Origin of the sequence: Cupriavidus sp. Agwp_2, assembly GCF_040784895.1 — a bacterium.
Classification (GTDB): domain Bacteria; phylum Pseudomonadota; class Gammaproteobacteria; order Burkholderiales; family Burkholderiaceae; genus Cupriavidus.
In genome coordinates, this window is the sequence record NZ_CP088083.1 from 1,405,496 (window position 1) to 1,430,477 (window position 24,982).

Genomic DNA, 24,982 nt, shown 5'->3' on the forward strand with positions numbered 1-24,982 from the left:
GACTGCACCCGCCCACGCCGCCAGGCACACGCATGCGGCATGGCGACGGGCAAGGGCCGTATTATAGAATGCGACCCGGTTGTTCCGCTGGCGCCGCGACGCCGGCACAAGCCCCGTACCTCATTCACTTCCTGCCCAAGCCGTGTCCGCTCGCCGCTTTGCCCTGATTCCCTGTGCCGGTACCGGCAGCCGCGCCGGCGGCACCGTTCCCAAGCAATACCAGACCGTGGCCGGCCGGCCGATGATCTGGTACCCGCTGGCGGCGTTCTCGGCGTGCGACGCGATCAACGCCACCGCGCTGGTGCTGGCGCCCGACGATATGCCGCTGGAATCGCGCTTCGGCGCCGCGACGTTTGCCGGACTCCGCTTCGACACCGCCTTCGTTGGCGGCGACACGCGGCATGCATCGGTGCTGGCAGGACTGCATCACCTGGCCCAGCTCGGCGCCACCGATACGGACTGGGTGCTGGTGCACGACGCCGCGCGGCCGGGCCTGACCCCGGCGATGATCCACGCGCTGGTGCGCGCGGTCGAAAGCGACGGCGACGACGATCCGGATGCGGCCATCGGCGGCATCCTGGCGGTGCCGGTGCCGGACACCCTCAAGCGCGCGCAGGACGATGCCCGCATCGGCGGCACCGTGTCGCGCGAAGGGCTGTGGCAGGCGCAGACCCCGCAGATGTTCCGCCTCGGCGTGCTGCGCCAGGCGCTGCAGGATGCCATGGCGGCCGGCGCGGTGGTGACCGACGAAGCCAGCGCGATCGAACGGCTAGGGCTCCATCCGCGGCTGGTCAACGGCTCGCTGCGCAATTTCAAGGTGACCTACCCGGAAGACTTCGCGCTTGCCGAAGTGCTGCTGGGTACAGGCACAACAGGAGCAACAGGAGCATAAGGAGCGTAACCGCAATGATGCCTTTCGATATCCGCGTGGGTCAGGGCTATGACGTCCACGCACTGGTACCCGGCCGCAAGCTGATCCTTGGCGGCGTGGAGATCCCGCACGACCGCGGCCTGCTGGGCCATTCGGATGCCGACGCGCTGCTGCACGCGGTGACTGACGCGCTGTTTGGCGCGGCCGCGCTGGGCGATATCGGCCGCCATTTCCCCGATACCGACGCGCAGTTTGCCGGTGCCGACAGCCGCGTGCTGCTGCGCGAGGCCGCGCGCCGCGTGCGTGAGGCTGGCTATGAGATCGGCAATGTCGATGCCACGGTCATTGCGCAGGCGCCCAAGCTGGCGCCGCATATCGGCGCGATGGTGGCTAACCTTGCGGAAGACCTCGGGCTGGCGCCCGGGCGCTGCAACGTCAAGGCCAAGACCAACGAAAAGCTGGGCTTCGAGGGCCGCCAGGAAGGGATCGTGGCACAGGCCGCGGTACTGGTCTGGCGCGCTTCGGTGACGGGCGTGCAGGACTGAGCGCCCGGTGGCGGGCCGGGCGGGCAGGGCAGGCGAGAGCCGCTAGCTTCGCGGCGCGTCCGCCGCCGGGGCGTTTTCCGGGGTGATGGCGTAGGTGTAGTCAATCAGGCGCGCCATGGCGCCCGAGCGGGCTCCGGCCTCGGTGCGCTTGGTGAAGCCCATCTGCTGCACCAGACGGTTTGCCGACGCCATTTCCGGCATGGTCCGCACCAGCAGCGTGGGCGAGCCAATATCGCGCGCGCGCTGGATGCAGATCTGCATCAGCGTGCGCCCCAGCCCCAGGCCGCGCGCCTGCGGGCTGACCGACAGCAGCCGCGCCTCCGGCTGCGTCAGCGTGATGGTGCTGCCGTCGAGCGCGGGCAGCGTCGCCCCGGGATGGCAGAACAGCACGGCCCCCATGATGCCGTGGTCGGTTTCCGCCACCCACCATTCCATGTCGGGATTGCTGGTCGCCAGTACGGACTGCATGCCGCGCTGGAACGAAGCCCGGCAGTCTTCCATGATTTCCAGCTCATACTGGCCGTAGGCTTGCTGCGTGACGGCGGCGATGTCGCCCCAGTCATGCACTGCGGCAAGGCGGTAGTGGAAACGGGGGGAAGTCGGCGAAGGCAGGGTCATGGCAGGCTGAAAGTGCATATGCTGCCTGGATTGTAGGCCGATCGCCGCGCCAGTCCAGTCCCGGCGCGCGGTCGGTTGCAAGATGGGAACAGCCGGCATTTCCCGCTGGGAAGCTGCCGGCTGCTGTGCTACAGGGGCCGTGGAACGGCCCCTTCGGAGGGCGCGGGGGCGCGCTGTCCGCTTACTGGGTGGCGATCACGTTGGCCGCGGCCACGATCACCGCGGCGATGCGGCCCACGTCGCGCAGTTGCTGCGCGGTCATGCCCTGTTCGTTCTTCAGCAACTGGTAGTGCGACTTCACGCAGAAGTGGCACTTGCCCACGATCGACGCGGCCAGCGCATACATCTCGAAACGGCGCTTGTCGACGCCGCCATGGGTGGCGTAGGCGTTCATGCGCAGGCCGGCCGGCTGGGTCGACAGGTCGGTGTCGCCCGCCATCTCGACGTACGGGTACCAGGTGTTGTTCATGCCCATCAGTGCCGCGGCGGTCAGCGCACCGTTGGTTTCCTCGGGCGACAGCACGCCGGCATTGCGGATGGCATCCACCAGCACCTTGCTCTGCGCCGCGAATGCCGCCGCCAGCGCCACGCCGACCGCATCGTTGCCTTCCAGCGAGGAGCGGGCGATGGTGCCGTCCACGTTCAGGCGGATGTCCTTGGCGTAATCGGGAATAAGGTTCTTAATCGCGCTGAGGAATTCCATTTATTTCTCCTATCGATCGGGGCCCAAAAAACCCGCGCAAGCGGGTTTCGGAGCGGAGGGCTGGGCCCTCCGCGGATCGCCACGGTGTCTGGCGAAGAACTGCAAATTACAGCGTTGCGCCACCAACGGCACGGTTGCACGGGCACAGCTCGTCCGTTTGCAGGCCGTCCAGGATACGCAGGACTTCGTCCGGGTTGCGGCCGACGTTCAGGTTGTTCACCGAAACGTGCTGGATCACGTTGTCCGGATCGACGATGAAGGTCGCGCGCAGGGCCACGCCGGCAGCCTGGTCACGCACGCCCAGCTGGTCGATCAGCGCGCCGGTCACGTCGGCGAATTGCCACTGGTCCAGCTTGTTCAGGTCCTTGTGTTCGCGGCGCCATGCCAGCTTGACGAACTCGTTGTCGGTCGAGCCGCCCAGCACGATTGCATCGCGGTCGGCGAAGTCGCCGTTCAGCTTGGCGAATGCAACGATTTCGGTCGGGCACACGAAGGTGAAGTCCTTCGGGTAGAAGTAGATGACCTTCCACTTGCCTTCGAACGACTTTTCGGTGATGTCTTCGAAAGCCGACTGGCCGTTCTCTTCGTGATTGTTGAAACCCGGCTTGACACCGACGACGTGGAAGGCTTCCAGCTTTTGACCAACGGTCTTCATAAGACTATCTCCAGATACGTTGCAATAAGTACAGTGCCGCCGTTGTGGCCCGGCGTGGATCTTGCCAGGCACTTTGCTGCGGTGCACCGCGACAAAACGTGATTATGCGTGAACATCCCGCATGGGGCTAATTGATATTCTCAAAGAGCCCGATAGGCACGGCATGTGGCGATTTAGTGCCGCCTGCATCGGCCGGCAGGGCTGGCGATGCGAAGCGGCAAGTATGCCATGCAAGGCAAGCACGCAAATGGCAAGTTGGTGACGATCCGCCGGGATTCAAGCCCGCTTTCACGCGCGGCGAAAACAGGCACTGACCACCAGGCCCGAATCCGGCGCGGCGCGGTTGGCCAGCAGCAGCCGCCCGCCGTTGCGCTGCATGATGCGGTTGACGATGGACATGCCCAGTCCCGCGCCCTTGGCCTCGCTGCGCGCGCTGTCGAGCCGGTAGAACGGCCGCGTCAGCAGCGACAGCTGGCCTTCGGGCACGCCGTTGCCGCGGTCGGCCACCGTCAGCACCGCTTCCTTGTCGTCGACGCGGGTGGAAATCTCGACCACCGCCATGCCGCTCTGCTCGTCCTTGGCATAGCGGCGTGCGTTCTCGACCAGGTTGTCGAGGATGCGCTGGACTTCCATGCGGTTGGCCACGGCCATCACCGGCGCATTGGCGCGCACATGCACGCGCACATCGTCGTGCGCGGCATAGACACCCACGGCATCGTGCACCAGTGCTGACAGGTCGACCGGTTCGACGGTTTCCAGCGGCGGCCGCGCGTAGTTGAGGAACTGGCCGATGATCGCATCCATCTGCTCGATGTCGGCGATCATGGCGTCGCGCGTGGGCGTGTCCATCGGCGACATCTCGGTCTCCAGCCGCAGCCGCGTCAGCGGCGTGCGCAGGTCGTGCGAGATGCCGGCCAGCATCACCACGCGGTCGTCGTCGAGCTGGCGCAGGTCTTGCACCATCTGGTTGAAGCTGTGGTTGGCCAGCGCCACTTCGCTGGCGCCGCGCTCGGGCAGCGGCGGCGGGTCGCCGCCGGCGCCGATCGCCCGCGCGGCATTGGCCAGGCGCTTGAGCGGATAGTTGACGCGCGCGGTGATAAAGGCCGCGCCGATGATCGACAGCAGCAGCGCGGCAATACTCCACCACAGCCACTGTATGCCGGGCACGCGCTCGAAGCGCTCGGGGCTGATCGCGACCCAGTAGTCGTCGCCCTCGATCTCGAAGCTGACCCACACGCCGGGGATGTCATTGACGGTGGTGGCCAGCACGGTGTCCTCGCCCAGGCGGCTGCGGATTTCCTGCTGGACCAGCGAGGTCAGGAAGGGATTGGCGGTGGGCGCGGCGAAGTCGTCGTCCTTCTCGCGCGGATAGACCTTGATGCCTTCGTTCTGCACCAGGTCGAGCAGCAGGAAGCGGCGCCGCGCGGGGTCTGAGTAGAGCAGCGCGGCGCGCGTGAGCTTGACCACGCTGACCACCTGCATGGCGATCTGCTGCGCGCGCGGGGCGCGTTCGAACAGCCGGTAGCTCTGGAACCAGATACCCAGCGAGATCGCCAGCAGCAGGGCGATAAGCATGAAGGTTCGCCAGAACAGCGAACCAAAGAACCGCGTCGCGGTCCTGCCGATAACGGTCGCCACGATAGGAACAGCGGCCGTTATCGGTTATTTCACGCCATCGGGAATGAAGACGTAGCCCAGGCCCCAGACCGTCTGGATAAAACGCGGGTTGCTGGGGTCCGGCTCGATCAGCTTGCGCAGGCGCGAGATCTGCACGTCCAGGCTGCGGTCGAATACTTCGTATTCACGGCCGCGCGCCATTTCCATCAGCTTCTCGCGCGACAGCGGCTGGCGCGGATGGCGGGCAAACACCTTGAGCACCGAGAATTCGCCGGTGGTCAGCGTGATTTCCTCGTCGTTCTTGGTCAGCGTGCGCGTGGCCAGGTTCAGCACGAAATCGCCGAAGGCGAAGGTCTCGGGCGTTTCCGACGGGGCGCCGGGCACTTCGGCCGGACCCTTGCGGCGCAGCACCGCGTGGATGCGCGCGATCAGCTCGCGCGGATTGAACGGCTTGGGCAGGTAATCGTCGGCGCCCATTTCCAGGCCGACGATGCGGTCCACATCCTCGCCCTTGGCGGTGAGCATGATGATCGGGGTCTGGTCATTGGCGCCGCGCAGCCTGCGGCAGATCGACAGGCCGTCTTCGCCCGGCATCATCAGGTCCAGCACAAGCAGGTCGAAACGCTCGCGCAGCCAGAGCTTGTTCATCGCGGTGGCGTTTTCCGCCACCAGCACGGTGAAACCCTGTTCGCCCAGATAGCGGCGCAGCAGATCGCGCAGACGCGGGTCATCGTCGACGACAAGAATCTTGTGGCTGGTATTTTCCATGGCGGTATCTTAGCGACTATCGCTTTCGCTCAAAATGGCTTAACAAAACGTTACATACTTTACCCCGTGGTATGGCAGCGTGCATCAATCGTGCGATTACACTGCGCCATCGCGTCTTTTTGCGTACCTTGCGCGCCGATTTTCCGCGCGTTTGACCGCAGGATCCACGGCATCGGCCGCCCCGGCTCGCGGGCCCTGGCCCGATGCTTGCAGAGGACAGTAGCGCCAGACGGGTATCGGACGGGGTAACGAAATTTCCCGGCTTCCGGCGGTTTCAAGGACCGCATTTCCCGAAGCCAAGACCGCCATTATCAATGAAAGTGAACCGAACCCGGCACGGGCTTCCGCAGCATGGTATCGCCGGCGCATGCATTGCGCTTGCTGCTGCCGCATGGCTGCTTGGGCCGGCCGGGCCGGCACGTGCCCAGTCGGCCGGCATGGCCAACCTGCTCAAGCGGCATCCGTCGGCGCAGGCGAGCGATCCGGGCAATGGCCAGCGCGAGGCGCGTGCCCGTGCCGAGCGCCATCGGGCCGAGCAGCGCGAGACCGACCGCCGCCGCGCGGACGAACGCGACCGCGGCGGTTCGCGGCTGTCGCCGGACGAGCGGCGCCGTCTGCGCAAGAGCCTCTACGATTTCAGGCGGGAGATGTACGACGGCAGTTGAAAGCTGCCGTCTGCCGTCTGCCGTCAGCCGCGCGGCTGGAAGTGGCGCAGGAAGTCGACGAAGACTTCGGCCGCCAGTTGCGCATCGTCGGCGGTGATGGTCTCCAGCGGGTTGTGGCTGATCCCGCCATTGCCGCAGCGCACGAACAGCATGGCCACGTCGGTGATGCGGTGCATCATCATGGCGTCGTGTCCGGCGCCGGAAGGCAGCTCGAACGCCTCCAACCCCCGTTTTTTCAATACCGCGCCGAACTGGTCCATCAGCCAGCGGGCGCAGGGCGCGTTGTTGACCGGCGGCACGCGCTCGACCTGGGCCGACAGCCCGCGCCGTGCGGCGATCCGTTCGATGCCGGCCACGATGTCGGCGATGGCCGCCTCGCGGATGTCGTCGGCGCCGGCGCGGATATCCATCGAGAAGGTGCAGGCCGCCGGAATCACGTTGCTCGATCCGTTGGGCACCTGCAGCTGGCCGACGGTGCCGACCAGCGTGGGCGCTGCGGCGCAGCGCTCTTCCACCAGCAGGATCATTTCGGCCGCACCCGCGGCGGCGTCCTTGCGCATGCCCATCGGGGTGGTGCCGGCATGGCTGGCCTGGCCTTCCACCCGCACCTGGAAGCGGCTGCTGCCGGCAATCTGCGTGACCACGCCCAGTGGCAGGTCGTGGTGCAGCAGCACCGGTCCCTGTTCGATATGGACTTCGACAAAGCCCAGCAGGGTTGCGGGATCGAGCGCCGCCGCACGCAGCGCGTCCAGGCCGCCCGTGCCGGGCAGGCCGGAGGCAGCCAGCGCCTCGGCCAGCGTGACGCCGTCCGCGTCGGTGCGGGCTAGCAGGGCAGGATCGAAGCGGCCCGCCAGCACGCTGCTGGCCAGGAAGCTGGTCTTGAAGCGCAGCCCTTCCTCCTCGGCGAACCCCACCACCTCGAAGTGGTATGGCAGGCGGATTCCGGCCCGGTTCAGCGCGCCCACCACGGCGATCGGCAGCAGGATGCCAAGGCGCCCGTCATAGCGGCCGCCATTGCGCACCGTATCGAAGTGCGAGCCGGTCATCAGAACGCGGGCATCGGTGACGGCGGCGTCGGCGGCGTAGCGGCCGATGACATTGCCGATGGCGTCGATGCGCACCTGCATGCCCGCGGCTTCCATCCATTGCGCCAGCTGCTCCTGCGCGGCACGGTGCGCCGGCGTCAGGTAGGCGCAGGTCAGGCCGCCCTCCAGGTCGGAGAAGCGGGCGAGCTGGTCGGCGTGGTCGAGGATGGCCTGGCCGAGGGAAGCGGTAGTCTGGGTCATGACGGGTATCGTGGCTGGGCTGCCTATTTACTATGCATCAACTATTGCGGATCCAGGTCTTCCAGGCGATCCACAGCTTGCGCAGCGGCGTCAGGGCGATGCGCTGGCCGAGGACCTGGAACTGGCTGGCCTCCAGCTCATCGAGCAGCGCATGGTAGATCGCCCCCATCAGCAGGCCGGCGCGCTGGGCGCGGCGGTCCTGGCGGGGCAGGGCGGCCAGCGCCTCGCGGTACAGCTTGCGGGCGCGCTCGGCGTGGTATTGCATCAGCGCGACGAAGCGCTCGGAATGCTGGCCCTTGAGGATCTCGGAAGCCGGCACCTGGAACTGCTGCAGCGTATTGACGGGCAGGTAGATGCGGCCACGGCGGGCATCCTCGCCCACGTCGCGCAAGATATTGACCAGTTGCAGCGACAGCCCAAGCTTTTCGGCGAATTCCAGCGTCTTCGGGTCGGTATAGCCGAACAGCCGCGCGCTGAGCGTGCCGACCACGCCGGCCACGCAATGGCAGTAGCGGTTCAGGCCGGCTTCATCCAGGTAGCGTGTCTGCGCCAGGTCCATCTCCATGCCGTCCAGCACCTCGGCCATTTCGGCCTGGGGCAGGCCGGCGCCGGCAACATGCGGCTGCAGTGCCTGGGTGGTCGGGTGCGTGGGCGCGCCGTCGAACAGCCGCCGCAGTTCCGCGCGCCACCAGTCCAGTTGCTGGTGCGCCAGGCCCGTATCATGCGTATCGTCGACCACGTCGTCGACTTCGCGGCACCAGGCGTAGAGCGCGGTGATGGCGCGCCGGCGTTCGGCTGGCAGGAACAGGAAGCTGTAATAGAAGCTGGAGCCGCTCTGGGCGACTTTCTCTTGGCAATACTGATCGGGCGTCACGCCGGTCTCGGTCTGAAAGATGGGGTGGGGGAAGGGTGGGGGGAAGCGCGGGGCGCCGATTGTAGCATCGCCGCTCCCGGCAGCCGGCCGCCGCAGATCGCCGCCAGAGGGCCGCCAGCGGGCCGGGCGGCAGACATTTAACCACAGCTCATCCGCCGGGAACGGCACCTGAGGAGGCATTCCAGTTGTTTCATCGCCTGCCGTTTGACGCACCCCGGTGGGGATCGCTATATTACTGACCGGCCAGTTATTTATTGCCCCGCACTGGCCTCCGCGGCCGACGGCCTGTCTTGCCAGCTGTTCCATCCGACTCTAGCTTACCGATGCCAGTGCTTTGCCCAGTGCCGGAAGTTGCGGCCGCAGCGACTTTTTTTGACACCAAATCGTTACGCCGCGCGCGCTTAGGGCGCGCCTGGCGCCTGGGACGCCTGGGGCGCTTCGCAGTTGCCGCGCTGGTGGCCGTTTCCGCCGTCACGGTCGCGGGTTGCGGCAAGAAGGCCGAGCCGGCGCCCGAGGTCCGCCCGGTGCGCCTGATGCAGCTCAGCCAGCACAGCGGCAAGACCGCCTTCGAGTTTTCCGGCGACGTGCGCCCGCGCGTCGAATCGCGGCTGGGGTTCCGGGTGGGTGGCAAGATCGCCGCCCGCCTGGTGGACGTGGGTGCCGTCGTCACCAGAGGCCAGTCGCTGGCCCGGCTCGATCCGACCGACCTTTCCCTGGCCGAAGCAGGCTCGCGCGCCCAGTTCGAAACGGCGAAAACCGACCGCGACCTCGCCGCGTCAGACCTGAAGCGCTACAACGACCTGTACGCCAAGGGCTTTATCAGCGCCGCGGAGCAGCACCGTCGCCAGGCCAGTTTCGAGGCAGCCGACTCGCGCCTGCGCCAGGCTCAGGCCGGCCTGCGCAGCCAGGCCAACCAGACCGCCTACGCCGTGCTGCATGCCGATGCCGACGGCGTGGTCACGGCCATCGATGCCGAGGTGGGCCAGGTCGTCACCCCGGGCCAGCCGGTGGTGCGCGTGGCCCAGACCGCGGAGAAGGAAGTGGCGATCGGCCTGCCGGAAGACCAGGTCGACCTGCTGCGCGGCATTACCGACGTCAGCATCCATACCTGGGCCGGGCCGCAGCGCGCGCTGCCCGGCCGCGTGCGCGAGATCGCCGCCGCGGCCGACCCGGTCACCCGCACCTATGCCACCCGCGTCACCATTCCCAATCCGCCGGCCGACCTCAAGCTCGGCATGACGGCCGTGGTGACGTTCGTACGCACCGGCGCCACGCCCGCGATCCGCGTGCCGCTGACGGCGCTGCTGCAGGAACAGGGCCGCAACCAGGTGTGGATCTACGACGCTGCCGCCGGCACGGTCAAGCCGGTCACGGTGACGCTGGGCGACGCCGTCGGCAACGAGGTGGAAGTGCGCCAGGGGCTGGCACCGGGCCAGACCATCGTCACCGCAGGCGTGCACCTGCTGCGCCCGGGTCAGAAGGTGCGGCCGCTGCAGACCGTCGCGCCCGCTTCCGCGCCGACCCCGGCCCCGACAGCGGCTCCGACAGCGGCCCCTAAGCAGGGCTGAGGTCGGCATGGATCATTCCCGCTTCAACCTGTCGCGCTGGGCGCTCGAGCACCAGCCGCTGACCCGTTACCTGCTGGTGGTGCTGCTGCTGGGCGGCCTGCTGGCGTTCTTCCAGCTGGGTCAGGACGAGGATCCGCCCTTTACCTTCCGCGTGATGGTGGTGCAGGCATTCTGGCCGGGCGCCACCGCCGAGCAGATCGCGGTGCAGGTGACCGACAAGATCGAGCGCCAGCTGCAGGAAGTGCCTTACGCGGACAAGATCCGCAGCTTCTCCAAGCCGGGCGAAACCACGGTGATCTTCCAGCTCAAGGACACCTCGCCGGCCAGGGAAACCGGGCAGATCTGGTACACCGTGCGCAAGAAGATCGGCGATATCCAGCAGACGCTGCCCGCGGGCGTGCGCGGGCCGTTCTTCAACGACGAGTTCGGCGACGTCTACGGCACCATCTACGCGCTGTCGGCCGATGGCTTCAACTACAAGGAACTGCGCGAGTACGCCGACCTGGTGCGGCAGGAGCTGCTGCGCGTGCCGTCGGTGGCCAAGGTGTCGCTGATCGGGCTGCAGGACGAGAAGGTCTATATCGAGTTCAACCAGGCACGCTTTGCCCAGCTCGGGCTGGACATCAATGCCATCGCCGACCAGATCTCGCAGCAGAACAACCTGACCGGCAGCGGCGTGCTGGTCACGCCGAGCGACAACCTGCAGGTGCGCCTGTCCGGCCAGTTCGCCAGTGTCGAGGACCTGGAGAACCTGGTGCTGCGCGGGCCCAACGGCATCGCCAATATCCGTCTTGGCGATATCGCGCACGTGTACCGCGGCTATGTCGACCCGACCCAGACCCGCATGCGCTTTAACGGCAAGGACGTGATCGGGCTTGGCATATCGATGCAGAAGGGCGGCGACATCATCCAGCTCGGCAAGGACCTGCGCGCGGCCTTCGAGAAGCTGCGCGGCCAGCTGCCGGTCGGCATCGAGATGGACCAGGTGCAGGACCAGCCCAAGGCGGTCAGGCAATCGGTGGGCGAGTTCGTGCGCGTGCTGATCGAAGCCGTGGTAATCGTGCTGGCCGTCAGCTTCGTCGCGCTGGGTTTGCATACGCGGCCGCTGCGGCTGGATGTGCGGCCCGGGCTGGTGGTGGCGCTGACGATTCCGCTGGTGCTCGCGGTGACCTTCCTGTTCATGCACATCTTCGGCATCGGCCTGCACAAGATCTCGCTGGGCGCGTTGATCGTGGCGCTGGGGCTGCTGGTCGACGACGCCATCATCGCGGTCGAGATGATGGTGCGCAAGCTGGAAGAGGGCTTCTCCAAGATGGAGGCGGCCACCTTTGCCTATACCTCGACGGCGATGCCGATGCTGACCGGCACGCTGATCACGGCGGCGGGCTTCCTGCCGGTCGGGCTGGCGCGGTCGACGGTGGGCGAGTACACCTTCGCGATCTTTGCCGTGACCGCGCTGGCGCTGGTGCTGTCGTGGCTGGCGGCAGTGTATTTCACGCCTTACCTCGGCTACCTGCTGCTCAAGACGCGTGGGCCGGGCGCCGGCGAGCATCATGAGGTGTTCGATACGCCGTTCTACGCGCGCTTCCGCCGGCTGGTGGACTGGTGCGTGAGCTGGCGCAAGCTCGTGATCGCAGTCACGCTGGTAACGTTCGCGCTCGGCATCTATGCCTTCAAGTTTGTCGAGAAGCAGTTCTTCCCCGACTCCAGCCGGCCCGAACTGATGGTGGAGCTGTGGATGCCGGAAGGCACCAGCTTTGCCCAGATGGAAGCCGAGGCCAAGCGCTTCGAGCGGCTGGTGGGCAAGGACAAGCAGGTGGAGAGCCTGACCACCTTCGTCGGCACCGGCGCGCCGCGCTTCTACCTGCCGCTCGACCAGATCTTCCCGCAGAGCAACGTGGCGCAGGTGATCGTGATGCCGGTCAGCACCGAGGTGCGCGATGCGCTGCGCCGTCGCATCATCACGCTGCTCGACACCGAATTCCCATACCTGCGCGGCCGCGTCAAGCTGCTGCCGAACGGGCCGCCGGTGGCGTATCCGGTGCAGTTCCGCGTGATCGGCCCGGAGGCGGGCGCAGTGCGCCAGCTGGCCGACCAGGTAAAGGCCATGATGCGCGCGAACCCGAACACGGTCGGCGTCAATGACAACTGGAACGAGAACGTCAAGATGCTGCGCCTGGAGATCGACCAGGACAAGGCACGCGCGCTGGGCGTCACCACCAGCGCGATCGCACGCGTGACGCAGACTGTCCTGACCGGCGTGCAGGTAGGCCAGTACCGCGACGGCGACAAGCTGATCGAGATCCTGATGCGCACGCCGCGCAACGAGCGCGATGCCATTTCCGACCTGAACAACGTGCTGGTGCCGACCAATGCCGGCCGCACCGTGCCGCTGACGCAGGTGGCCCGCGTGGCGCTGAAGTCCGAGCCCGGCGTGGTCTGGCGCGAGAACCGCGACTTCGGCGTGACCGTGCAGGCGGACGTGGTCGACGGCATCCAGGGCCCGACCGTGACCGCGCAGATCAACCCGCAGCTGGACAAGCTGCGCGCGCAGCTGCCGGCGGGCTACCGCATCACCGTGGCCGGCGCGGAAGAAGAAAGCGGCAAGGCCGGCGCGTCGATCGCCGCGCAGCTGCCGCTGTGCATCTTCCTGATCTTCACGCTGCTGATGCTGCAGCTGCACAGCTTCTCGCGCGCGCTGATGGTGTTCCTGACCGGGCCGCTGGGCCTGATCGGCGCCGCCGCGACGCTGCTGCTGCTGCGCGCGCCGATGGGGTTCGTGGCGCAACTGGGCATTACCGCGCTGCTGGGCATGATCATCCGCAACTCGGTGATCCTGGTCGACCAGATCGAGCAGGACATCAGCGCGGGCGTGCCGCCCTGGACCGCCATTGTCGAGGCCGCGGTACGCCGCTTCCGCCCGATCATCCTGACCGCCGCCGCGGCGGTGCTGGCGATGATTCCGCTGTCGCGCTCGATGTTCTGGGGGCCGATGGCGGTGGCGATCATGGGCGGGCTGATCATCGCCACCGTGCTGACGCTGCTGTTCCTGCCGGCGCTGTACGCGGCGTGGTTCCGCGTCAGGCGGCCGGAAGGGGGCGTGGGGGCGCTGGCGGGCTGACGGCGGCGCCAGCAGCCCCGGCATCCGGCCTCAGGCCTGCGTGGCGGCGATTCGCTCTGCCAGAGCGACCAGGCTGCGGTCGCTGCCAGCAGGCCCGATCAGCGAGATACCCAGCGGCGCACCGTCGCGGCTGGCCAGCGGCAGGCTGATTTGCGGAAAGCCGCTCAGCGGCGTCAGGCACAGCGTGTGCGAGGCCAGGTTGCGGTAGCTTTCGAGCGCATCGATCGGCGTGGCGCGCAGCGGGGCGATGTCAGGCATGGTCGGCATCACCAGCACGCCGTCGTCGCCCAGCAGGCGGGCGAGATGCGCGATGAAGTCGCGCCGCACTGCGCTGGCCTCATCGAACTGCGAGCGCGTCACGCCCTTCGAGAACGCAAAGCGCGCGGCCACGTCGGCACCCAACTCCAGCCCGTATTGCTCGATCAGCGCGCCGTCGCTGTGCCACGCTTCATATCCCTGGATGTAGCGGAATGCCCACCACAGTTCCGACAGCGGCCGGTCGGCCACCGTCATGGGCGAGGCCTTGCCGAGAGCTGTCTCGATCCTGGCGATTGCCCGCGACAGCGCGGCGCAGGCCTCGGCGGTGGGCTGCGCAAACAGGTCGGTGGCCAGCAGCACGCGGGGCAGCGAAGGCAGCGGCTTGCGGTCGGCGCCAAACATCACCTCGGCCACGCGCGCGAATGTGCCCGCGTCGCGCGCGAAGAAGCCACACGTGTCCAGGCTCTCGGACAGCGGCAGGCAGCGTGCCAGCGAAATACGCCCGTGCGTGGGCCGGATGCCATACAGCCCGCAGTGGCTGGCCGGCGCGCGTACCGAGCCGCCGGTATCGGAACCGAGCGCAAAGGCGCACAGGCCGTGGGAAACCGCCGCCGCCGAGCCGGACGACGAGCCTCCGGTGATCCGGTCTGGCGCCGCGCCGTTGACCGGCCGCCCGTAATGGGCGCTCTTCCCGTTCATCGAGAACGCGAGTTCGTCGGTATGGGTCTTGCCGCCGAAGGCGGCGCCGGCATCGAGCAGGCGCTGCACGGCCGGCGCGGTGGCGGCCTTGATGCCCGAGCGCGCCAGCACATGCGGATTGCCGCCGCCGGTGGGATAGCCCGCCACGTCGAACAAGTCCTTGACGGCAAAGGTCAGTCCTTGCAGCGGACCGCCGGCGGCGTGGGGCACGGCAACGTCCGGATAGGGCATGAAGGCGCGGGCGGGATGGGTGGCAAGCGTCATGGGTGATCTCTTGGAAGGTGGGGCGATAGCGGGATTACGCCGCGGTGGCAACGGCCGGTTCGGCAGCCAGCACACAGCTGACACGGTGCCCGGCGCCGATGCTGACCGGCGCCGGCACTGCTGCCAGGCAGGCCGGGCGCGCATGCGGGCAGCGCGGCGCGAAGGTGCAGCCGGGCGGCAGGTCGGCGAGGTCGGGCGGGGCGCCGCCGATGGCCTGCAGACGCTGCCCGCGCGCCATGCCGTGCTGGCGGCTTTGCAGCAGCGCGATGGTGTAGGGATGCCGGGCCTCGCGCAGCAGCGTGCGAATGGGGCCTTCCTCGACGATGCGGCCGCCGTACATCACCGCGACGCGGTCGGCGATTTCCACCGCGGCGCCGATGTCGTGGGTGACGAAAACGATCGACAGGCCCAGTTCGCGCTGCAGTTCCCGCAGCAGGATCAGCACCTGGATCTGCACGGTGGCGTCCAGCGCCGTGGTGGGCTCGTCCGCCAGCAGGATGTTCGGGCGCGCCGACAGCGCCAGCGCGATCATGGCGCGCTGGCGCATGCCGCCAGACATCTCGTGCGGGTAGGCGGCCAGGCGCCGCTCCGGGCTGGGGATACGCACTGCTTCCAGCGCCTTGAGCGCGCGTTCCCGCGCCTCGGTGGCTGAAACCTTGCCGTGGGTGCGGATGCACTCGACGATCTGCTGGCCGACGGTGTAGACCGGGTCCAGTGCCAGCAGCGGCTCCTGGAACACCATCGCCACGGTTCCGCCGCGCAGGCGCGCCAGCGCGCGCTGGTCCAGTGCCATCACGTCGGCGCCGTCGATGCGGATCTCGCCTTCCATGCGGGTGCGGCGCGGCGGGTGCAGACGCATCAGCGCGCGCAGCGTGACGCTCTTGCCCGAGCCGGATTCGCCGATCAGCGCCACGGCCTCGCCGGCGCCGACGTCGAGCGAGACGCCATTGACCGCGCGGATGGTCTTGCCGCCACCGGAGAAGGTGACGTGCAGGTCCCGCACCGAGACCATGGGTGCACCGGGGGAAGCTTGTTGTGGGGTTGCAGTCATGTCGGGCTCCTCAGGACGCGGTGGCCAGCAGGCAAGCCGCCGAATGGCCCGGCACCAGTTCGGCCAGCTGCGGTTCCCTGCGCGCGCAGGCGTCCTGCGCCATGGCGCAGCGCGGGTGGAAACTGCAGCCGGAAGGCGGGTCGATCGGATTGGGCGGGTCGCCGGCCAGCGGCGCGGCCTCGGTGCGGCGGTCCGGATCCATCGATGGCATCGACGCCAGCAGCGCGCGCGTGTACGGATGCGCCGGGTCCTGGTAGAGGGTCTCGGTGTCGCCGATTTCCACCACCTTGCCCAGGTACATCACCATCACGCGGTCGCACAGGTAGCGCACCACGTTGAGGTCGTGGCTGATGAAGACGTAGGTCAGGTCGAACTCGGCCTTCAGTTCGAGCAACAGGTTCAGCACCTGTGCCTCGACGGACTTGTCCAGCGCCGATACGGCCTCGTCCAGGATCACCAGCCGCGGGCGCAAGGCGAGCGCGCGGGCGATATTGACGCGCTGGCGCTGGCCGCCCGACAGTTCGTGGGGATAGCGCCCGGCAAAGCGCGCCGGCTCCAGCCCGACGCGCTGCAGCAGGAAGCGCGCGCGCTCGGTGGCCTCGCGCGCCGGCACGCCGTGCACGCGCGGCGTGAAAGAGATCGATTCCTCGATGGTCAGACGCGGGTTCAGCGACGAATAGCTGTCCTGGAACACCATCTGCACCTGGCTGCGGAACTGCTTCATCGGCAACTGCGCCGAGCCGACGCCTTGCGCGTCGAAGATCAGTTCGCCGCTGTCCTGCCCGGTCAGCTGCATCAGCAGCCGCGCGGTGGTGGACTTGCCGCAGCCGGACTCGCCGACCACGCCAAGGGTCTCGCCCTTGAGCACGTCGAAGCTGACGCCGTCGACCGCGCGCACCGCGGCTGCGCGCGGGCGCAGGCCGGGCATGCCGGACTTGATCGGGAAGTGCTTGACCAGCTGGCGGGCGATCACCAGTGGCTGGGCCGGGCCGCCGATATCGCGCGCGGCAGTGGGGGAAGGGGCCTGCATCAGTGCTGGCATGGTTCAGTCCTTGATTTCCATGGCCGAACGGATCCCGTCGGCCAGCAGGTTGAACGAGACCGAGGTCAGGAAGATCATGGCGCCGGGCAGCGCGGCCACCCACGGCTGGGTGTAGATCGCGGTGCGCAGCGTGTTGAGCATCAGGCCCCACTCGGGTTCGGGCGGCTTCACGCCCAGCCCGAGGAAGGACAGCCCCGAGGCCAGGATCATCGATACCGAGATGAGGCTGGTGGCATAGACGAAGATCGGCCCCAGCACGTTGTTGAGCACGTGGGCGCGCACGATCGTCAGCGACGAGGCGCCCGAGGCACGCGCCGCATCGACGAACTCGCGGTTGCGCACCTGCGTGGTCACGCTTTCCGCTACGCGCACGATCTGCGGTATGAAGACGATGGTCAGCGAAAGCAGCGCGTTGCCCACGCCGGCGCCCAGCGTGCCGGACAGCGCGATCGCCAGCAGCACCGACGGGAAGGCATAGAGGATGTCGGTGACGCGCATGATCACGGTGTTGGTCCAGCCGCCGGCATAGCCGGCGACGATGCCAAGCGTGCTGCCGATGACAAAGGCCAGCAGCACTGGCGCGATGCCCATGAACAGCGACAGCCTTGCGCCCAGCATCAGGCGCGACAGCATGTCGCGGCCCAGCTCGTCGGTGCCGAGGGGGAAGTGCTCGGTGCCGATCGGCTTCAGGCGCTTGAGGATGGACGAGGCATACGGGTCGGCCGGCATCAGCATCGGCGCGAACAGCGCCATCAGCACCAGCGCCAGCAGCACCAGCGCGGCCAGCATTGCGAGCTTGTTGCGCAGCAGGCGGCGGCCCACCGTCGCCCAGTAGCCGGGCGAGCGCTGCACCGCCGGCGCGGCTTGCGAGCGGTTGTCTAGCGTCATTTGCATGGCGGTCTCCCTGGCGCTAGCTGCGCTGGATGCGCGGGTCGAACAGCGTCTGCAGCGTGTCGACCAGCAGGTTGAGCAGCACGAAGAACACCGCCAGCACGAGGATCGTGCCTTGCAGCAGCGGGAAGTCGCGCTGGAAGATGGCGGAATTGAGCAGGAAGCCGGTGCCGGGCCACGAGAACACCGTCTCGATCAGGATCGAGCCACCAAGCAGGTAGCCCAGCTGCAGGCCCATCACCGACAGCGCGGTCGGCGCGACGTTCTTCAGCACATGGCGGAACACGGCCAGGTCCGACAGCCCGCGTGCCCGCAGGCCGACGATGAACTCGTTGGACAGGATCTCCGCCACCAGCGCGCGCACGGTGCGCGCGACGATGCCCATCGGGATCACCGACATGGTCACCGCGGGCAGCAGCATGTACTGCATGTGCTCCCAGTCCCACGCCCAGTCGCCCGAGCCTCCCGGTCCCGCGCCGGTAGCCGGCAGCCAGCCGAGCAGCACCGAGAACGCGATCACCAGCACCATGCCGAGCCAGTAGTGCGGGATGCTGACGCCCAGCACCGACAGCAGCGATGCGGTGCGGTCGGCGATCGAATCGCGCAGGTAGCCCGCGACGAAGCCGAACAGGCAGCCGAAGCTGAAGCCGATCAGCGTGGCGATGGTCGCCAGCCGCAGCGAATTGACCACGGCGTTGCCGACTTCGGCCATCACCGGGCGGCTGGTGGCGATGGACGTCCCCAGGTCGCCGTGCAGGGCGCGCCAGAGCCAGTGGACGAATTGCTCCAGGAAGGGCTTGTCGAAGCCGTAGAGCGCGGTGAGCTGGCGGCGCAGTTCTTCGGAGGCGTCGGGCGGCAGCACCGACACCAGCGGGTCGCCCGGTGCGATGTGAACCAGCGAGAAGCACAGCAGCGCCACCCCAAGCAGGATCGGGACGGCATAGAGGATGCGGCGGAACAGGTATTGCATGGCTGGCGGTATCCAGGTGAGGCGGGCTGCGGGGAACCACCGCCGTTCCCGCGCAGGCGGGAACGACGGTGTAGACGGCAGGCGGATCAATCCATCGACATCGTCGCGATGTCGATAAACCAGCTCTGCGGCTGCACCACGCCCTTGACCTTCTTCGAGATCGCGCGCGGGCCGACATCATGCGCAATCAGCACGAACGGCGACTCCTCGACGATGCGCGCATGCAGCCTGGACAGCGCCGCGTCGCGCGCTTTCTCGTCGAACGAAGTGCGCGCTTCCTCGATCAGCTTGTCGAACTCGGCATTGCCGAAGTAGCCCCAGTTGTTGGAAACCGGCGGCTGGGTCTTGGTGCTGACGAAGCGCACCATCGCGAAGAACGGGTCCATTGCCGCGAAGCTGACGTTGATCGCATTGGCGCCGTGCGCGCTGGCGTCCTTGGCGCCGACGCGCCAGTTGGTGAAGAGCGTGTTCCACTCGACCACGTCGAAGTCGACGTCGATGAAGCACTCCTTCAGGTTCTGCTGCACGTACTCGTTCATTGGCAGCGGCTGCATCTGGCCGGAGCCCGAGGCCGACACCTGCACCTTCACCTTGACCGGCCTGGCGGCCGAGTAGCCGGCCTCCTGCATCAGCTTCTTCGCGGCGGCCGGGTCGTACTTGATGTCGAATTTCGGATTGCCCCACCACGGATTGCCGGCCTCGACGATGCCCTTGGCCTCGGCCATGTAGCCGCCCAGCAGCGTCTTCAGCCCGCCGCGGTTGACGCACAGGTTGGCCGCCTGGCGCACGCGCTTGTCCAGCCACGGCGAGCCGGGCGCAAACGACAGTTGCCATGGCCACATATGCGGCTGCGTGTTGGCATAGACCTGGAAGCCGCGGCTCTTGATCTGCGCGACGGCGTCAGGCGCGGGTGCCTCGATCCAGTCGACCTGCCCCGACAGCAGCGCGGCGGTGCGGGCGTTGGCCTCGGGCATCGGCACCATCACCACCTTGTCGATCTTCGGCACGCGCTTTGCGTCCCAGTATTGCGCATTGCGCACCACTTCCAGGCGCTCGCGCGGGACGAAACGGCTCATCTTGAACGGGCCGGTGCCGGCGGCTTCGGCGGCAAAGGCCACCCACGCCTGCTTGGAGCGCTCCACCGGCTCGGTGACCGAGGCCGGCACCGCGGCGAATTTCTTCTCCCACTGCGTGGGCGAAGCCATGAACAGGTTGGTCAGGTTGTAGGGCAGGAAAGAGTCCGGCTCGGACGTGACCAGCTCCACCGTGAGGTCGTCGACCTTCTTCGCGGAGCGCAGCGTCGGCATGCGCGACGCGGTCACGCCGACCTGGCTCGGGTCGAACTGCTTCGCGGTCTTGTCCAGGACCTTGCCGACGTTCCACACCACGGCATCGGCGTTGAACGGAGTGCCGTCATGGAACTTGACGCCGGGGCGCAGCTTGAACACCCATTTGGTCTTGTCCCTGGCATCGACCTTCCATTCGGTGGCCAGGCCCGGGATCAGCAGGCTGGGGCCGTTGCCCTTGGACAGGTCCCACTGCGTCAGTCCGTCGTACATGGGGATGCCGGAGAAGCGGTTGCCTTCGAAGCCCTGGTCGGGCTGGCCGAGCGTGCGCGGGATGTCGGCCGCGGTCATGCCGATGCGCAGCACCTTGTCGGCATGCGCGGCCCCGGGCAGTGCGAGCAGCGTCAGCGCGGCGGCGCTCATCAGGGAAGCGGCGGACTTGAGGCCTTTCGCGAGAGGGGAGGGGACGTGGTGCACAGGCTTGCTCCTGGTTTGGCGTGAGGTCACGTGTGAAGGGACGCAGGTCGGCAAAGCAAGTCATGTGCCACTTTGGCGGCGGCGGTAGCTGCCGCTGCAGCGGCTGCATGCGGTGGTCTGCTTCTTGCTGAACCGATGTCATTCCCTCACCAACCAGCAGACATGGAACCGACACACCTTCCCCGCATCAATGGCGCCCGCCTGTGGCAATCGCTGATGGACCTCGCAGCGATCGGCGCGACGGCCAAGGGCGGCGTATGCCGCATCGCGCTGACCGAGGCCGACCGAAAAGGGCGCGATCTGGTTGTGCAGTGGTGCCGCGAGGCCGGGCTCGACGTGCGTGTCGACGAGATCGGCAACGTGTTCGCGCGGCGTGCCGGCACCGATCCCGCTGCGCGCGCCGTGGCCACCGGCAGCCATATCGACACGCAGCCCTCGGGCGGCAAGTTCGATGGCAACTTCGGCGTGCTGGCCGGCCTTGAGGTCATGCGCACGCTCGATGACCTCGGCGTCGCCACGCGCGCGCCGCTGGAGGTCGCGTTCTGGACCAACGAGGAAGGCACGCGCTTTACGCCGGTGATGATGGGCTCGGGGGTGTTCGCGGGCGAGTTCGACGCCGGCTTTGCGCGCGCGCAGAACGACCTCGACGGTGTCAGCGTGGGCGATGCGCTGCAGGCCATCGGCTACCTCGGCGCGCATCCCGCGGGCGAGGTGCCGGGTGGCATGTTCGCGGCGTACTTCGAAGCGCATATCGAGCAGGGGCCGGTGCTGGAGGCGGCCGGGATACCGATAGGCGTGGTCACGGGCGCGCTCGGGCAGCAGTGGTACGACGTGACCGTGACCGGCATGGACGCGCACGCTGGCCCCACGCCGCTGGCGCTGCGCCACGACGCCATGCTGGCCGCCGCGCGCATGGTCGATGCGGTCAACCAGATCGCGCGCGACGAGGCGCCGCACGGGCGCGGCACGGTCGGCTACCTGCAGGTCACGCCGAATTCGCGCAACGTGATCCCGGGCCGGGTCGATTTTTCAGTGGATTTCCGCAACCTGTCGCAGGCCGGGCTCGATCGCATGGATGCGGCCATGCATGCCGCCTTCGAAGGCATCGCCGCGGCCGCCGGTGTCGAGGTCGGGATCCGCCAGGTGGTCAAGTTCGCGCCGTGCGAGTTCGCGCCCGCGTGCGTCGACAGCGCGCGGCGCGCGGCGGCCATGCTCGGGCTGCCGCACATGGACGTGGTCAGCGGCGCCGGCCACGACGCGGTCTACGTCGCACGGCGCGCGCCCACCGGCATGATCTTCGTGCCCTGCAAGGACGGCATCAGCCATAACGAGCTGGAGGACGCGCTGCCCGAGCATATCGAGGCGGGCGCCAACGTGCTGCTGCAAGCCATGCTGGCGCAAGCGCGCTAGCGCCAGCCAGCGCGCGGCCATTGCAGGCGCGGGCCGGACGGCCTGCGCGCCTAGTTGCAGATCGTGCCGGGAACCGGCTTGCCGGAGTTGGTCAGGCCCTGGCAAGCGTCGCCGTTGGCCAGGCTGGTGTCGGAGGCCGAGGCCGGCGACAGCTTGAGCTTGCCTGCCACCGTGCAGCAGCCGCGCGGCGGCGGAGGCATCGGTGTGCGCTTGATCGGCGGAGCCAGGGCCGGGGCCGGTCCCGGTCCGCCGGCTTCAGCCGTTTCTTCGGCATCGGGGAACACGCACTGCCCTTGCTGGCAGATCCGCTCCCCTTTGCACTGCATGTCGTACTGGCATCCGGCAGCCTGGGCGAGCGATGACCAGCCAGCGGCCATCGACGCTGCCAACAGCAAGGCAGAAACTTTCATATGCCCTCCGAAGGGCTGAGATGAAGACTGGAGTGGCCGGGGAACTGTGCAACACCGCTCCAACACCTTCAGCATAGATCGCGTGGAGGGGCTGTGAAAGCCATTGGCACTCAGGTGTTCTACCACCTCCCGCGAAGCCAGCTCGTTTCGGCGCCCGCGGTCAGTGGGCGATCGAGCGGGAGATCGCCCACGCGCATTCCTGCACCAGCGGCGCCAATCTTTTCCTGGCATCGGCCATGGTCCAGCGGCTCGCCGGCGGCGACACGTGGACGGCGCCGACCGCCTGGCCCTGGCTGTTGACGATCGGCGCGGCCAGGCCCATGTCGCCGAGAAAAAGTTCCTCCTCATTGGAGGCGTAGCCCACAGTGCGGCATTCCTCGACGCGGGCCAGGATCGCCGCCACGTCGGTCAGCGTCGCCGGCGTTCGCGCGACGCGCTCGGACTGCTCCAGCATCTCCCGCACCTGCGCGTCGGGCAGCGTACTCAGGTAGGCGCGGCCGGAACTGGTGCAATACATCGGGATGCGCATGCCCACCGGCGTCAGTACCGGCATGTGCTTGGCGGTCATCAACTGCGCCACGTAGACCATGTCGAGCCCGACCGGCTCGGTCAGGTTGGCGGTCTCGCCGCTGGCGGCGGCGAGCTGCGACAGGTAAGGACTGGCCACCGGGATCAGCGCATCGGCGGCAAGGTAGTTGTAGCCGATCTCCATGACCCGCGGCGTCAGGCGGAAGCGGCGGGTCTGCGGATGCTTGTCGACGTAGCCGAGCGCCTCCAGCGTATGGACCGTGCGCTGGGCCGAACTCTTGGTCATGCCGGTCAGCGTGGCCAGCTCGGGCAACGTCAGCGTGCGGTGGACGCCGTTGAAGGCGCGCAGGACTTCGAGGCCTTTCTCGAGCGACTGGTTGAAGAGCGGGTTGTCGCGGTCGGGGGAGGGCGCTGTTGGGTGGCCGGGCTTGGTCGCCATGGGTCGGTCAGTTTTGTGGGGCTGGCTGCGGGGGCGGGGCGGCACGGGGGCACCAGCGACGGGCCCGCTGCACCACGATGGCAGGATATTGCACCAATATACGGGCATATCGAATAACGATATGCCGGCCATGATAGCGCTGAAGTTTCACGTGCGGAAGCTCCATGGCTATGCGATCTGCCGCGGCGTTATCGGTTCGACTGGGGATGTGGTGAGACCGCCACGGGAAGAGGCGGATGGTGCGAGGGAGGGGACTCGAACCCCTACACCATTGCTGGCGTCAGGACCTAAACCTGGTGCGTCTACCAATTTCGCCACCCTCGCGGTCCTTGCGGCGCAGCCCGGACGGGCGGCCGCGATGCTCGTTGCCTGTGCGGGACACGAAAGCAAAAAAGGCGGCTGGAACTGCCCGCCTTTCATCGGTCCGCTGCTGCCGGCGCCTGCCGTGGCAGCTTATGCGCCTGCAGCGCAACGAGGCTGCGGATTGTAGCGCAAGGCGCCGGGGGAATCCACCCCTGCCGGCCGTCGATATATATTGTCGGCATTGCCAACGCGTGCCGCCTGGGGCGGCGCGCTCCCCGTCCCATGCTCCCTGGTCTGACTTCCTCTTTGAAGGCGCCGCCGTGGCGTCTGCTGTTCTGGGCCTGTGCCTGCGCCGTGCTGGCCCTGTCGCTGATGCCGCCATCCCAGCCGTTGCCAAGCACAGGCTGGGACAAGGGCAACCACCTGCTGGCCTTCGTTGTGCTGGCGCTGCTGGGGCGGCGCGCCTATGGCGGCCACTGGCTAGCCTTGCTGGTGGTGCTGGTTGCTTATGGCGGCGTGATCGAGTTGCTGCAGGGCATGACCGCCTACCGCGAAGCCGACTGGCTCGACCTGGTGGCGGACACCTGCGGGGTGCTGGCAGGCCTGGCGCTGGACTGGCTGTGGCGCAACCGCGGCCGGCGCTTGCCGCGCTGATTTGCGCTAGCTGGCGCTAACGGGCGCGGCGGCGCCTCGCGCTACCGCTCTTCGGCTTCCAGCGTGAACTTCGCGCCGTCGTCCTGGCCGAGCAGGCCGACCAGCAGCGGCATCGCCTCCTGCAGCATTTCCTTCAGCCGCCACGGCGGGTTGACGATAAACATGCCGCTGCCGTGCAACCCCAGCCCGCCTTCGGCCGGGTGCCTGACCGTCAGCGTCACGTGCAGCCAGCTCTTGAGCGGCAGGGCCTTCAGCTGCACCGGCAGCTGCAGCGATTCGCGCCGTTGCACCTGGGGATACCAGACCGCGTAGACGCCCGTGGCAAAGCGCTCCAGGCCGTCGCGCACGGTCTGCACGGTGCGGGCGTAGTCCTGCTTGTCTTCGTAGGACGGGTCCACCAGCACCAGCGCGCGCCGCGGCGGCGGCGGCAGGATCGCCTTGATGCCGCCGAAGCCGTCGCCGTCGTACAGCATCACGCGGCGGCCGGCGCCGCGGAAGTTGTCGCGTAGCACCTGGATTTCGGTGCTGTGCAGTTCGAACAGGCGCAGCCGGTCGTGCTCGCGCAGCATCTGCCAGGCCAGCCATGGCGAACCAGGGTAGTGGCGCAGGTTGCCGTCCTGGTTCAGCGCCCGGACCTGGTCCAGGTACTCGTCCAGCAGCGGCGGCAGCGCGGTGCCGCTGGCGGCGGCCTGCCACAGGGGCGCAATGCCGGTCTCGAACTCGGCCTTCTTCTGCGCCCATTCGTGCTCGAGCGCATAGAGCCCGGCGCCGGCGTGGGTGTCGATATACCAGAACGCCTTGTCCTTCTGCGCAAGGTGCTCGAGCAACTGCACGACGACGGCATGTTTGAGGACATCGGCATGGTTGCCGGCATGGAAGGCGTGACGATAGCTGAGCATGGCGAAGCGGGGCGCCGCTGAGGCGCAGGGTCGGGAGCAGGGCGGCGTGGCCACTGCGGGGAAGGCCGCTATGCTACCATCCGCGGCGAGTCGCCCCCTCCCATGTCCGG

General features: G+C 67.8%; 23 protein-coding genes and 1 tRNA gene. 7 read left to right on the forward strand and 17 right to left on the reverse strand.

Features of this window, described 5'->3' with window-relative positions; genetic code table 11:
* Window positions 1-142 precede the first annotated feature (142 nt).
* Both ispD and ispF read left to right on the forward strand, forming a co-directional pair.
* A complete protein-coding gene (gene ispD / locus LPA45_RS06565) occupies window positions 143-892 on the forward strand; it encodes a 2-C-methyl-D-erythritol 4-phosphate cytidylyltransferase (protein ID WP_317922621.1) in 750 nt (249 codons plus the stop codon).
* Window positions 893-906: 14 nt separating this feature from the next.
* A complete protein-coding gene (ispF, locus tag LPA45_RS06570; RefSeq protein ID WP_116321041.1) occupies window positions 907-1,416 on the forward strand; it encodes a 2-C-methyl-D-erythritol 2,4-cyclodiphosphate synthase in 510 nt (169 codons plus the stop codon).
* A gap of 42 nt (window positions 1,417-1,458) precedes the next feature.
* Here the strand turns inward: ispF and LPA45_RS06575 are convergent, their stop codons facing one another.
* The 5 genes from LPA45_RS06575 to ompR form a co-directional block, all read right to left on the reverse strand.
* Window positions 1,459-2,034 carry a GNAT family N-acetyltransferase gene (locus LPA45_RS06575; RefSeq protein WP_116321076.1) on the reverse strand — a complete coding sequence of 192 codons (576 nt, stop codon included), beginning with the start codon at window positions 2,032-2,034 and terminating at the stop codon, window positions 1,459-1,461.
* A 181-nt stretch (window positions 2,035-2,215) separates the two neighbouring features.
* Window positions 2,216-2,737, reverse strand: coding sequence for a carboxymuconolactone decarboxylase family protein (locus LPA45_RS06580; protein ID WP_317922620.1), 522 nt, complete (start codon window positions 2,735-2,737; stop codon window positions 2,216-2,218).
* 106 nt (window positions 2,738-2,843) lie between these two features.
* A complete protein-coding gene (locus LPA45_RS06585) occupies window positions 2,844-3,392 on the reverse strand; it encodes a peroxiredoxin (protein WP_116321039.1) in 549 nt (182 codons plus the stop codon).
* Between the two features lie 288 nt (window positions 3,393-3,680).
* On the reverse strand, window positions 3,681-5,030 hold the full coding sequence (locus LPA45_RS06590; protein ID WP_116321038.1) for an ATP-binding protein: 1,350 nt from the start codon (window positions 5,028-5,030) through the stop codon (window positions 3,681-3,683).
* A 24-nt stretch (window positions 5,031-5,054) separates the two neighbouring features.
* On the reverse strand, window positions 5,055-5,777 hold the full coding sequence (gene ompR, locus LPA45_RS06595) for a two-component system response regulator OmpR (RefSeq protein WP_010810107.1): 723 nt from the start codon (window positions 5,775-5,777) through the stop codon (window positions 5,055-5,057).
* Window positions 5,778-6,091: 314 nt separating this feature from the next.
* On the opposite strand from ompR, the gene LPA45_RS06600 reads away from it, so the two are divergent.
* A complete protein-coding gene (locus LPA45_RS06600; RefSeq protein ID WP_116321037.1) occupies window positions 6,092-6,442 on the forward strand; it encodes a hypothetical protein in 351 nt (116 codons plus the stop codon).
* Between the two features lie 23 nt (window positions 6,443-6,465).
* Here the strand turns inward: LPA45_RS06600 and LPA45_RS06605 are convergent, their stop codons facing one another.
* Complete coding sequence (locus LPA45_RS06605; RefSeq protein ID WP_317922618.1) at window positions 6,466-7,728, reverse strand: Zn-dependent hydrolase; 1,263 nt, start codon at window positions 7,726-7,728, stop codon at window positions 6,466-6,468.
* 37 nt (window positions 7,729-7,765) lie between these two features.
* Window positions 7,766-8,602 carry a presqualene diphosphate synthase HpnD gene (hpnD, locus tag LPA45_RS06610; protein ID WP_116321035.1) on the reverse strand — a complete coding sequence of 279 codons (837 nt, stop codon included), beginning with the start codon at window positions 8,600-8,602 and terminating at the stop codon, window positions 7,766-7,768.
* A 323-nt stretch (window positions 8,603-8,925) separates the two neighbouring features.
* Here hpnD and LPA45_RS06615 point away from each other — a divergent pair, with 323 nt between their 5' ends.
* Together LPA45_RS06615 and LPA45_RS06620 are read left to right on the forward strand one after the other, a co-directional pair.
* Entirely contained in the window at window positions 8,926-10,170 is a 1,245-nt protein-coding gene (locus LPA45_RS06615) for an efflux RND transporter periplasmic adaptor subunit (RefSeq protein ID WP_317922617.1), read from the forward strand.
* Window positions 10,171-10,177: 7 nt separating this feature from the next.
* Window positions 10,178-13,291 (forward strand): efflux RND transporter permease subunit, encoded by a 3,114-nt coding sequence (locus tag LPA45_RS06620; protein ID WP_317922616.1) that lies wholly within the window; start codon window positions 10,178-10,180, stop codon window positions 13,289-13,291.
* Between the two features lie 30 nt (window positions 13,292-13,321).
* Here the strand turns inward: LPA45_RS06620 and LPA45_RS06625 are convergent, their stop codons facing one another.
* The 6 genes from LPA45_RS06625 to LPA45_RS06650 all read right to left on the reverse strand — a co-directional run bounded on the left by LPA45_RS06625 (window position 13,322) and on the right by LPA45_RS06650 (window position 20,175).
* Window positions 13,322-14,512, reverse strand: a complete 1,191-nt coding sequence (locus LPA45_RS06625) for an amidase (protein ID WP_317922615.1) — start codon at window positions 14,510-14,512, stop codon at window positions 13,322-13,324.
* Window positions 14,513-14,546: 34 nt separating this feature from the next.
* On the reverse strand, window positions 14,547-15,563 hold the full coding sequence (locus LPA45_RS06630; protein ID WP_317922613.1) for an ABC transporter ATP-binding protein: 1,017 nt from the start codon (window positions 15,561-15,563) through the stop codon (window positions 14,547-14,549).
* Window positions 15,564-15,573: 10 nt separating this feature from the next.
* Window positions 15,574-16,605 (reverse strand): ABC transporter ATP-binding protein, encoded by a 1,032-nt coding sequence (locus LPA45_RS06635; protein ID WP_317922611.1) that lies wholly within the window; start codon window positions 16,603-16,605, stop codon window positions 15,574-15,576.
* A 3-nt stretch (window positions 16,606-16,608) separates the two neighbouring features.
* Entirely contained in the window at window positions 16,609-17,499 is an 891-nt protein-coding gene (locus LPA45_RS06640; RefSeq protein ID WP_317922609.1) for an ABC transporter permease, read from the reverse strand.
* Between the two features lie 16 nt (window positions 17,500-17,515).
* Complete coding sequence (locus LPA45_RS06645) at window positions 17,516-18,466, reverse strand: ABC transporter permease (protein WP_116321021.1); 951 nt, start codon at window positions 18,464-18,466, stop codon at window positions 17,516-17,518.
* 86 nt (window positions 18,467-18,552) lie between these two features.
* On the reverse strand, window positions 18,553-20,175 hold the full coding sequence (locus LPA45_RS06650; RefSeq protein ID WP_317922664.1) for an ABC transporter substrate-binding protein: 1,623 nt from the start codon (window positions 20,173-20,175) through the stop codon (window positions 18,553-18,555).
* Between the two features lie 216 nt (window positions 20,176-20,391).
* Here LPA45_RS06650 and LPA45_RS06655 point away from each other — a divergent pair, with 216 nt between their 5' ends.
* Window positions 20,392-21,639: a Zn-dependent hydrolase gene (locus tag LPA45_RS06655; RefSeq protein ID WP_116321019.1), complete on the forward strand. Its 1,248-nt coding sequence runs from the start codon at window positions 20,392-20,394 to the stop codon at window positions 21,637-21,639.
* A 50-nt stretch (window positions 21,640-21,689) separates the two neighbouring features.
* On the opposite strand, the gene LPA45_RS06660 is transcribed toward LPA45_RS06655, so the two are convergent.
* From LPA45_RS06660 to LPA45_RS06670, 3 genes are all read right to left on the reverse strand, one after another.
* Window positions 21,690-22,049 carry a hypothetical protein gene (locus tag LPA45_RS06660; RefSeq protein ID WP_116321018.1) on the reverse strand — a complete coding sequence of 120 codons (360 nt, stop codon included), beginning with the start codon at window positions 22,047-22,049 and terminating at the stop codon, window positions 21,690-21,692.
* A gap of 160 nt (window positions 22,050-22,209) precedes the next feature.
* The gene (locus tag LPA45_RS06665; RefSeq protein ID WP_317924119.1) at window positions 22,210-23,016 is read right to left on the reverse strand and encodes an IclR family transcriptional regulator; all 807 of its coding nucleotides are present in this window, start codon (window positions 23,014-23,016) and stop codon (window positions 22,210-22,212) included.
* A gap of 237 nt (window positions 23,017-23,253) precedes the next feature.
* Window positions 23,254-23,340 (reverse strand) — tRNA-Leu (locus LPA45_RS06670).
* Between the two features lie 261 nt (window positions 23,341-23,601).
* Here LPA45_RS06670 and LPA45_RS06675 point away from each other — a divergent pair.
* The gene (locus tag LPA45_RS06675) at window positions 23,602-23,973 is read left to right on the forward strand and encodes a VanZ family protein (RefSeq protein ID WP_116321016.1); all 372 of its coding nucleotides are present in this window, start codon (window positions 23,602-23,604) and stop codon (window positions 23,971-23,973) included.
* 41 nt (window positions 23,974-24,014) lie between these two features.
* On the opposite strand, the gene LPA45_RS06680 is transcribed toward LPA45_RS06675, so the two are convergent.
* Window positions 24,015-24,872, reverse strand: a complete 858-nt coding sequence (locus LPA45_RS06680) for a 23S rRNA (adenine(2030)-N(6))-methyltransferase RlmJ (RefSeq protein ID WP_317924116.1) — start codon at window positions 24,870-24,872, stop codon at window positions 24,015-24,017.
* Between the last annotated feature and the right edge of the window lie 110 nt (window positions 24,873-24,982).

Bases quoted from the DNA above. Each gene is read 5' to 3' on its own strand.
- ispF (WP_116321041.1), top strand. From the start codon at position 907: ATGATGCCTTTCGATATCCGCGTGGGTCAGGGCTATGACGTCCACGCA.
- LPA45_RS06575 (WP_116321076.1), bottom strand. From the start codon at position 2,034: ATGACCCTGCCTTCGCCGACTTCCCCCCGTTTCCACTACCGCCTTGCC.
- LPA45_RS06580 (WP_317922620.1), bottom strand. From the start codon at position 2,737: ATGGAATTCCTCAGCGCGATTAAGAACCTTATTCCCGATTACGCCAAG.
- LPA45_RS06585 (WP_116321039.1), bottom strand. From the start codon at position 3,392: ATGAAGACCGTTGGTCAAAAGCTGGAAGCCTTCCACGTCGTCGGTGTC.
- ompR (WP_010810107.1), bottom strand. From the start codon at position 5,777: ATGGAAAATACCAGCCACAAGATTCTTGTCGTCGACGATGACCCGCGT.
- LPA45_RS06600 (WP_116321037.1), top strand. From the start codon at position 6,092: ATGAAAGTGAACCGAACCCGGCACGGGCTTCCGCAGCATGGTATCGCC.
- LPA45_RS06605 (WP_317922618.1), bottom strand. From the start codon at position 7,728: ATGACCCAGACTACCGCTTCCCTCGGCCAGGCCATCCTCGACCACGCC.
- LPA45_RS06615 (WP_317922617.1), top strand. From the start codon at position 8,926: ATGCCAGTGCTTTGCCCAGTGCCGGAAGTTGCGGCCGCAGCGACTTTT.
- LPA45_RS06620 (WP_317922616.1), top strand. From the start codon at position 10,178: ATGGATCATTCCCGCTTCAACCTGTCGCGCTGGGCGCTCGAGCACCAG.
- LPA45_RS06625 (WP_317922615.1), bottom strand. From the start codon at position 14,512: ATGACGCTTGCCACCCATCCCGCCCGCGCCTTCATGCCCTATCCGGAC.
- LPA45_RS06630 (WP_317922613.1), bottom strand. From the start codon at position 15,563: ATGACTGCAACCCCACAACAAGCTTCCCCCGGTGCACCCATGGTCTCG.
- LPA45_RS06635 (WP_317922611.1), bottom strand. From the start codon at position 16,605: ATGCCAGCACTGATGCAGGCCCCTTCCCCCACTGCCGCGCGCGATATC.
- LPA45_RS06640 (WP_317922609.1), bottom strand. From the start codon at position 17,499: ATGCAAATGACGCTAGACAACCGCTCGCAAGCCGCGCCGGCGGTGCAG.
- LPA45_RS06645 (WP_116321021.1), bottom strand. From the start codon at position 18,466: ATGCAATACCTGTTCCGCCGCATCCTCTATGCCGTCCCGATCCTGCTT.
- LPA45_RS06650 (WP_317922664.1), bottom strand. From the start codon at position 20,175: ATGAGCGCCGCCGCGCTGACGCTGCTCGCACTGCCCGGGGCCGCGCAT.
- LPA45_RS06655 (WP_116321019.1), top strand. From the start codon at position 20,392: ATGGAACCGACACACCTTCCCCGCATCAATGGCGCCCGCCTGTGGCAA.
- LPA45_RS06660 (WP_116321018.1), bottom strand. From the start codon at position 22,049: ATGAAAGTTTCTGCCTTGCTGTTGGCAGCGTCGATGGCCGCTGGCTGG.
- LPA45_RS06665 (WP_317924119.1), bottom strand. From the start codon at position 23,016: ATGGCGACCAAGCCCGGCCACCCAACAGCGCCCTCCCCCGACCGCGAC.
- LPA45_RS06675 (WP_116321016.1), top strand. From the start codon at position 23,602: ATGCTCCCTGGTCTGACTTCCTCTTTGAAGGCGCCGCCGTGGCGTCTG.
- LPA45_RS06680 (WP_317924116.1), bottom strand. From the start codon at position 24,872: ATGCTCAGCTATCGTCACGCCTTCCATGCCGGCAACCATGCCGATGTC.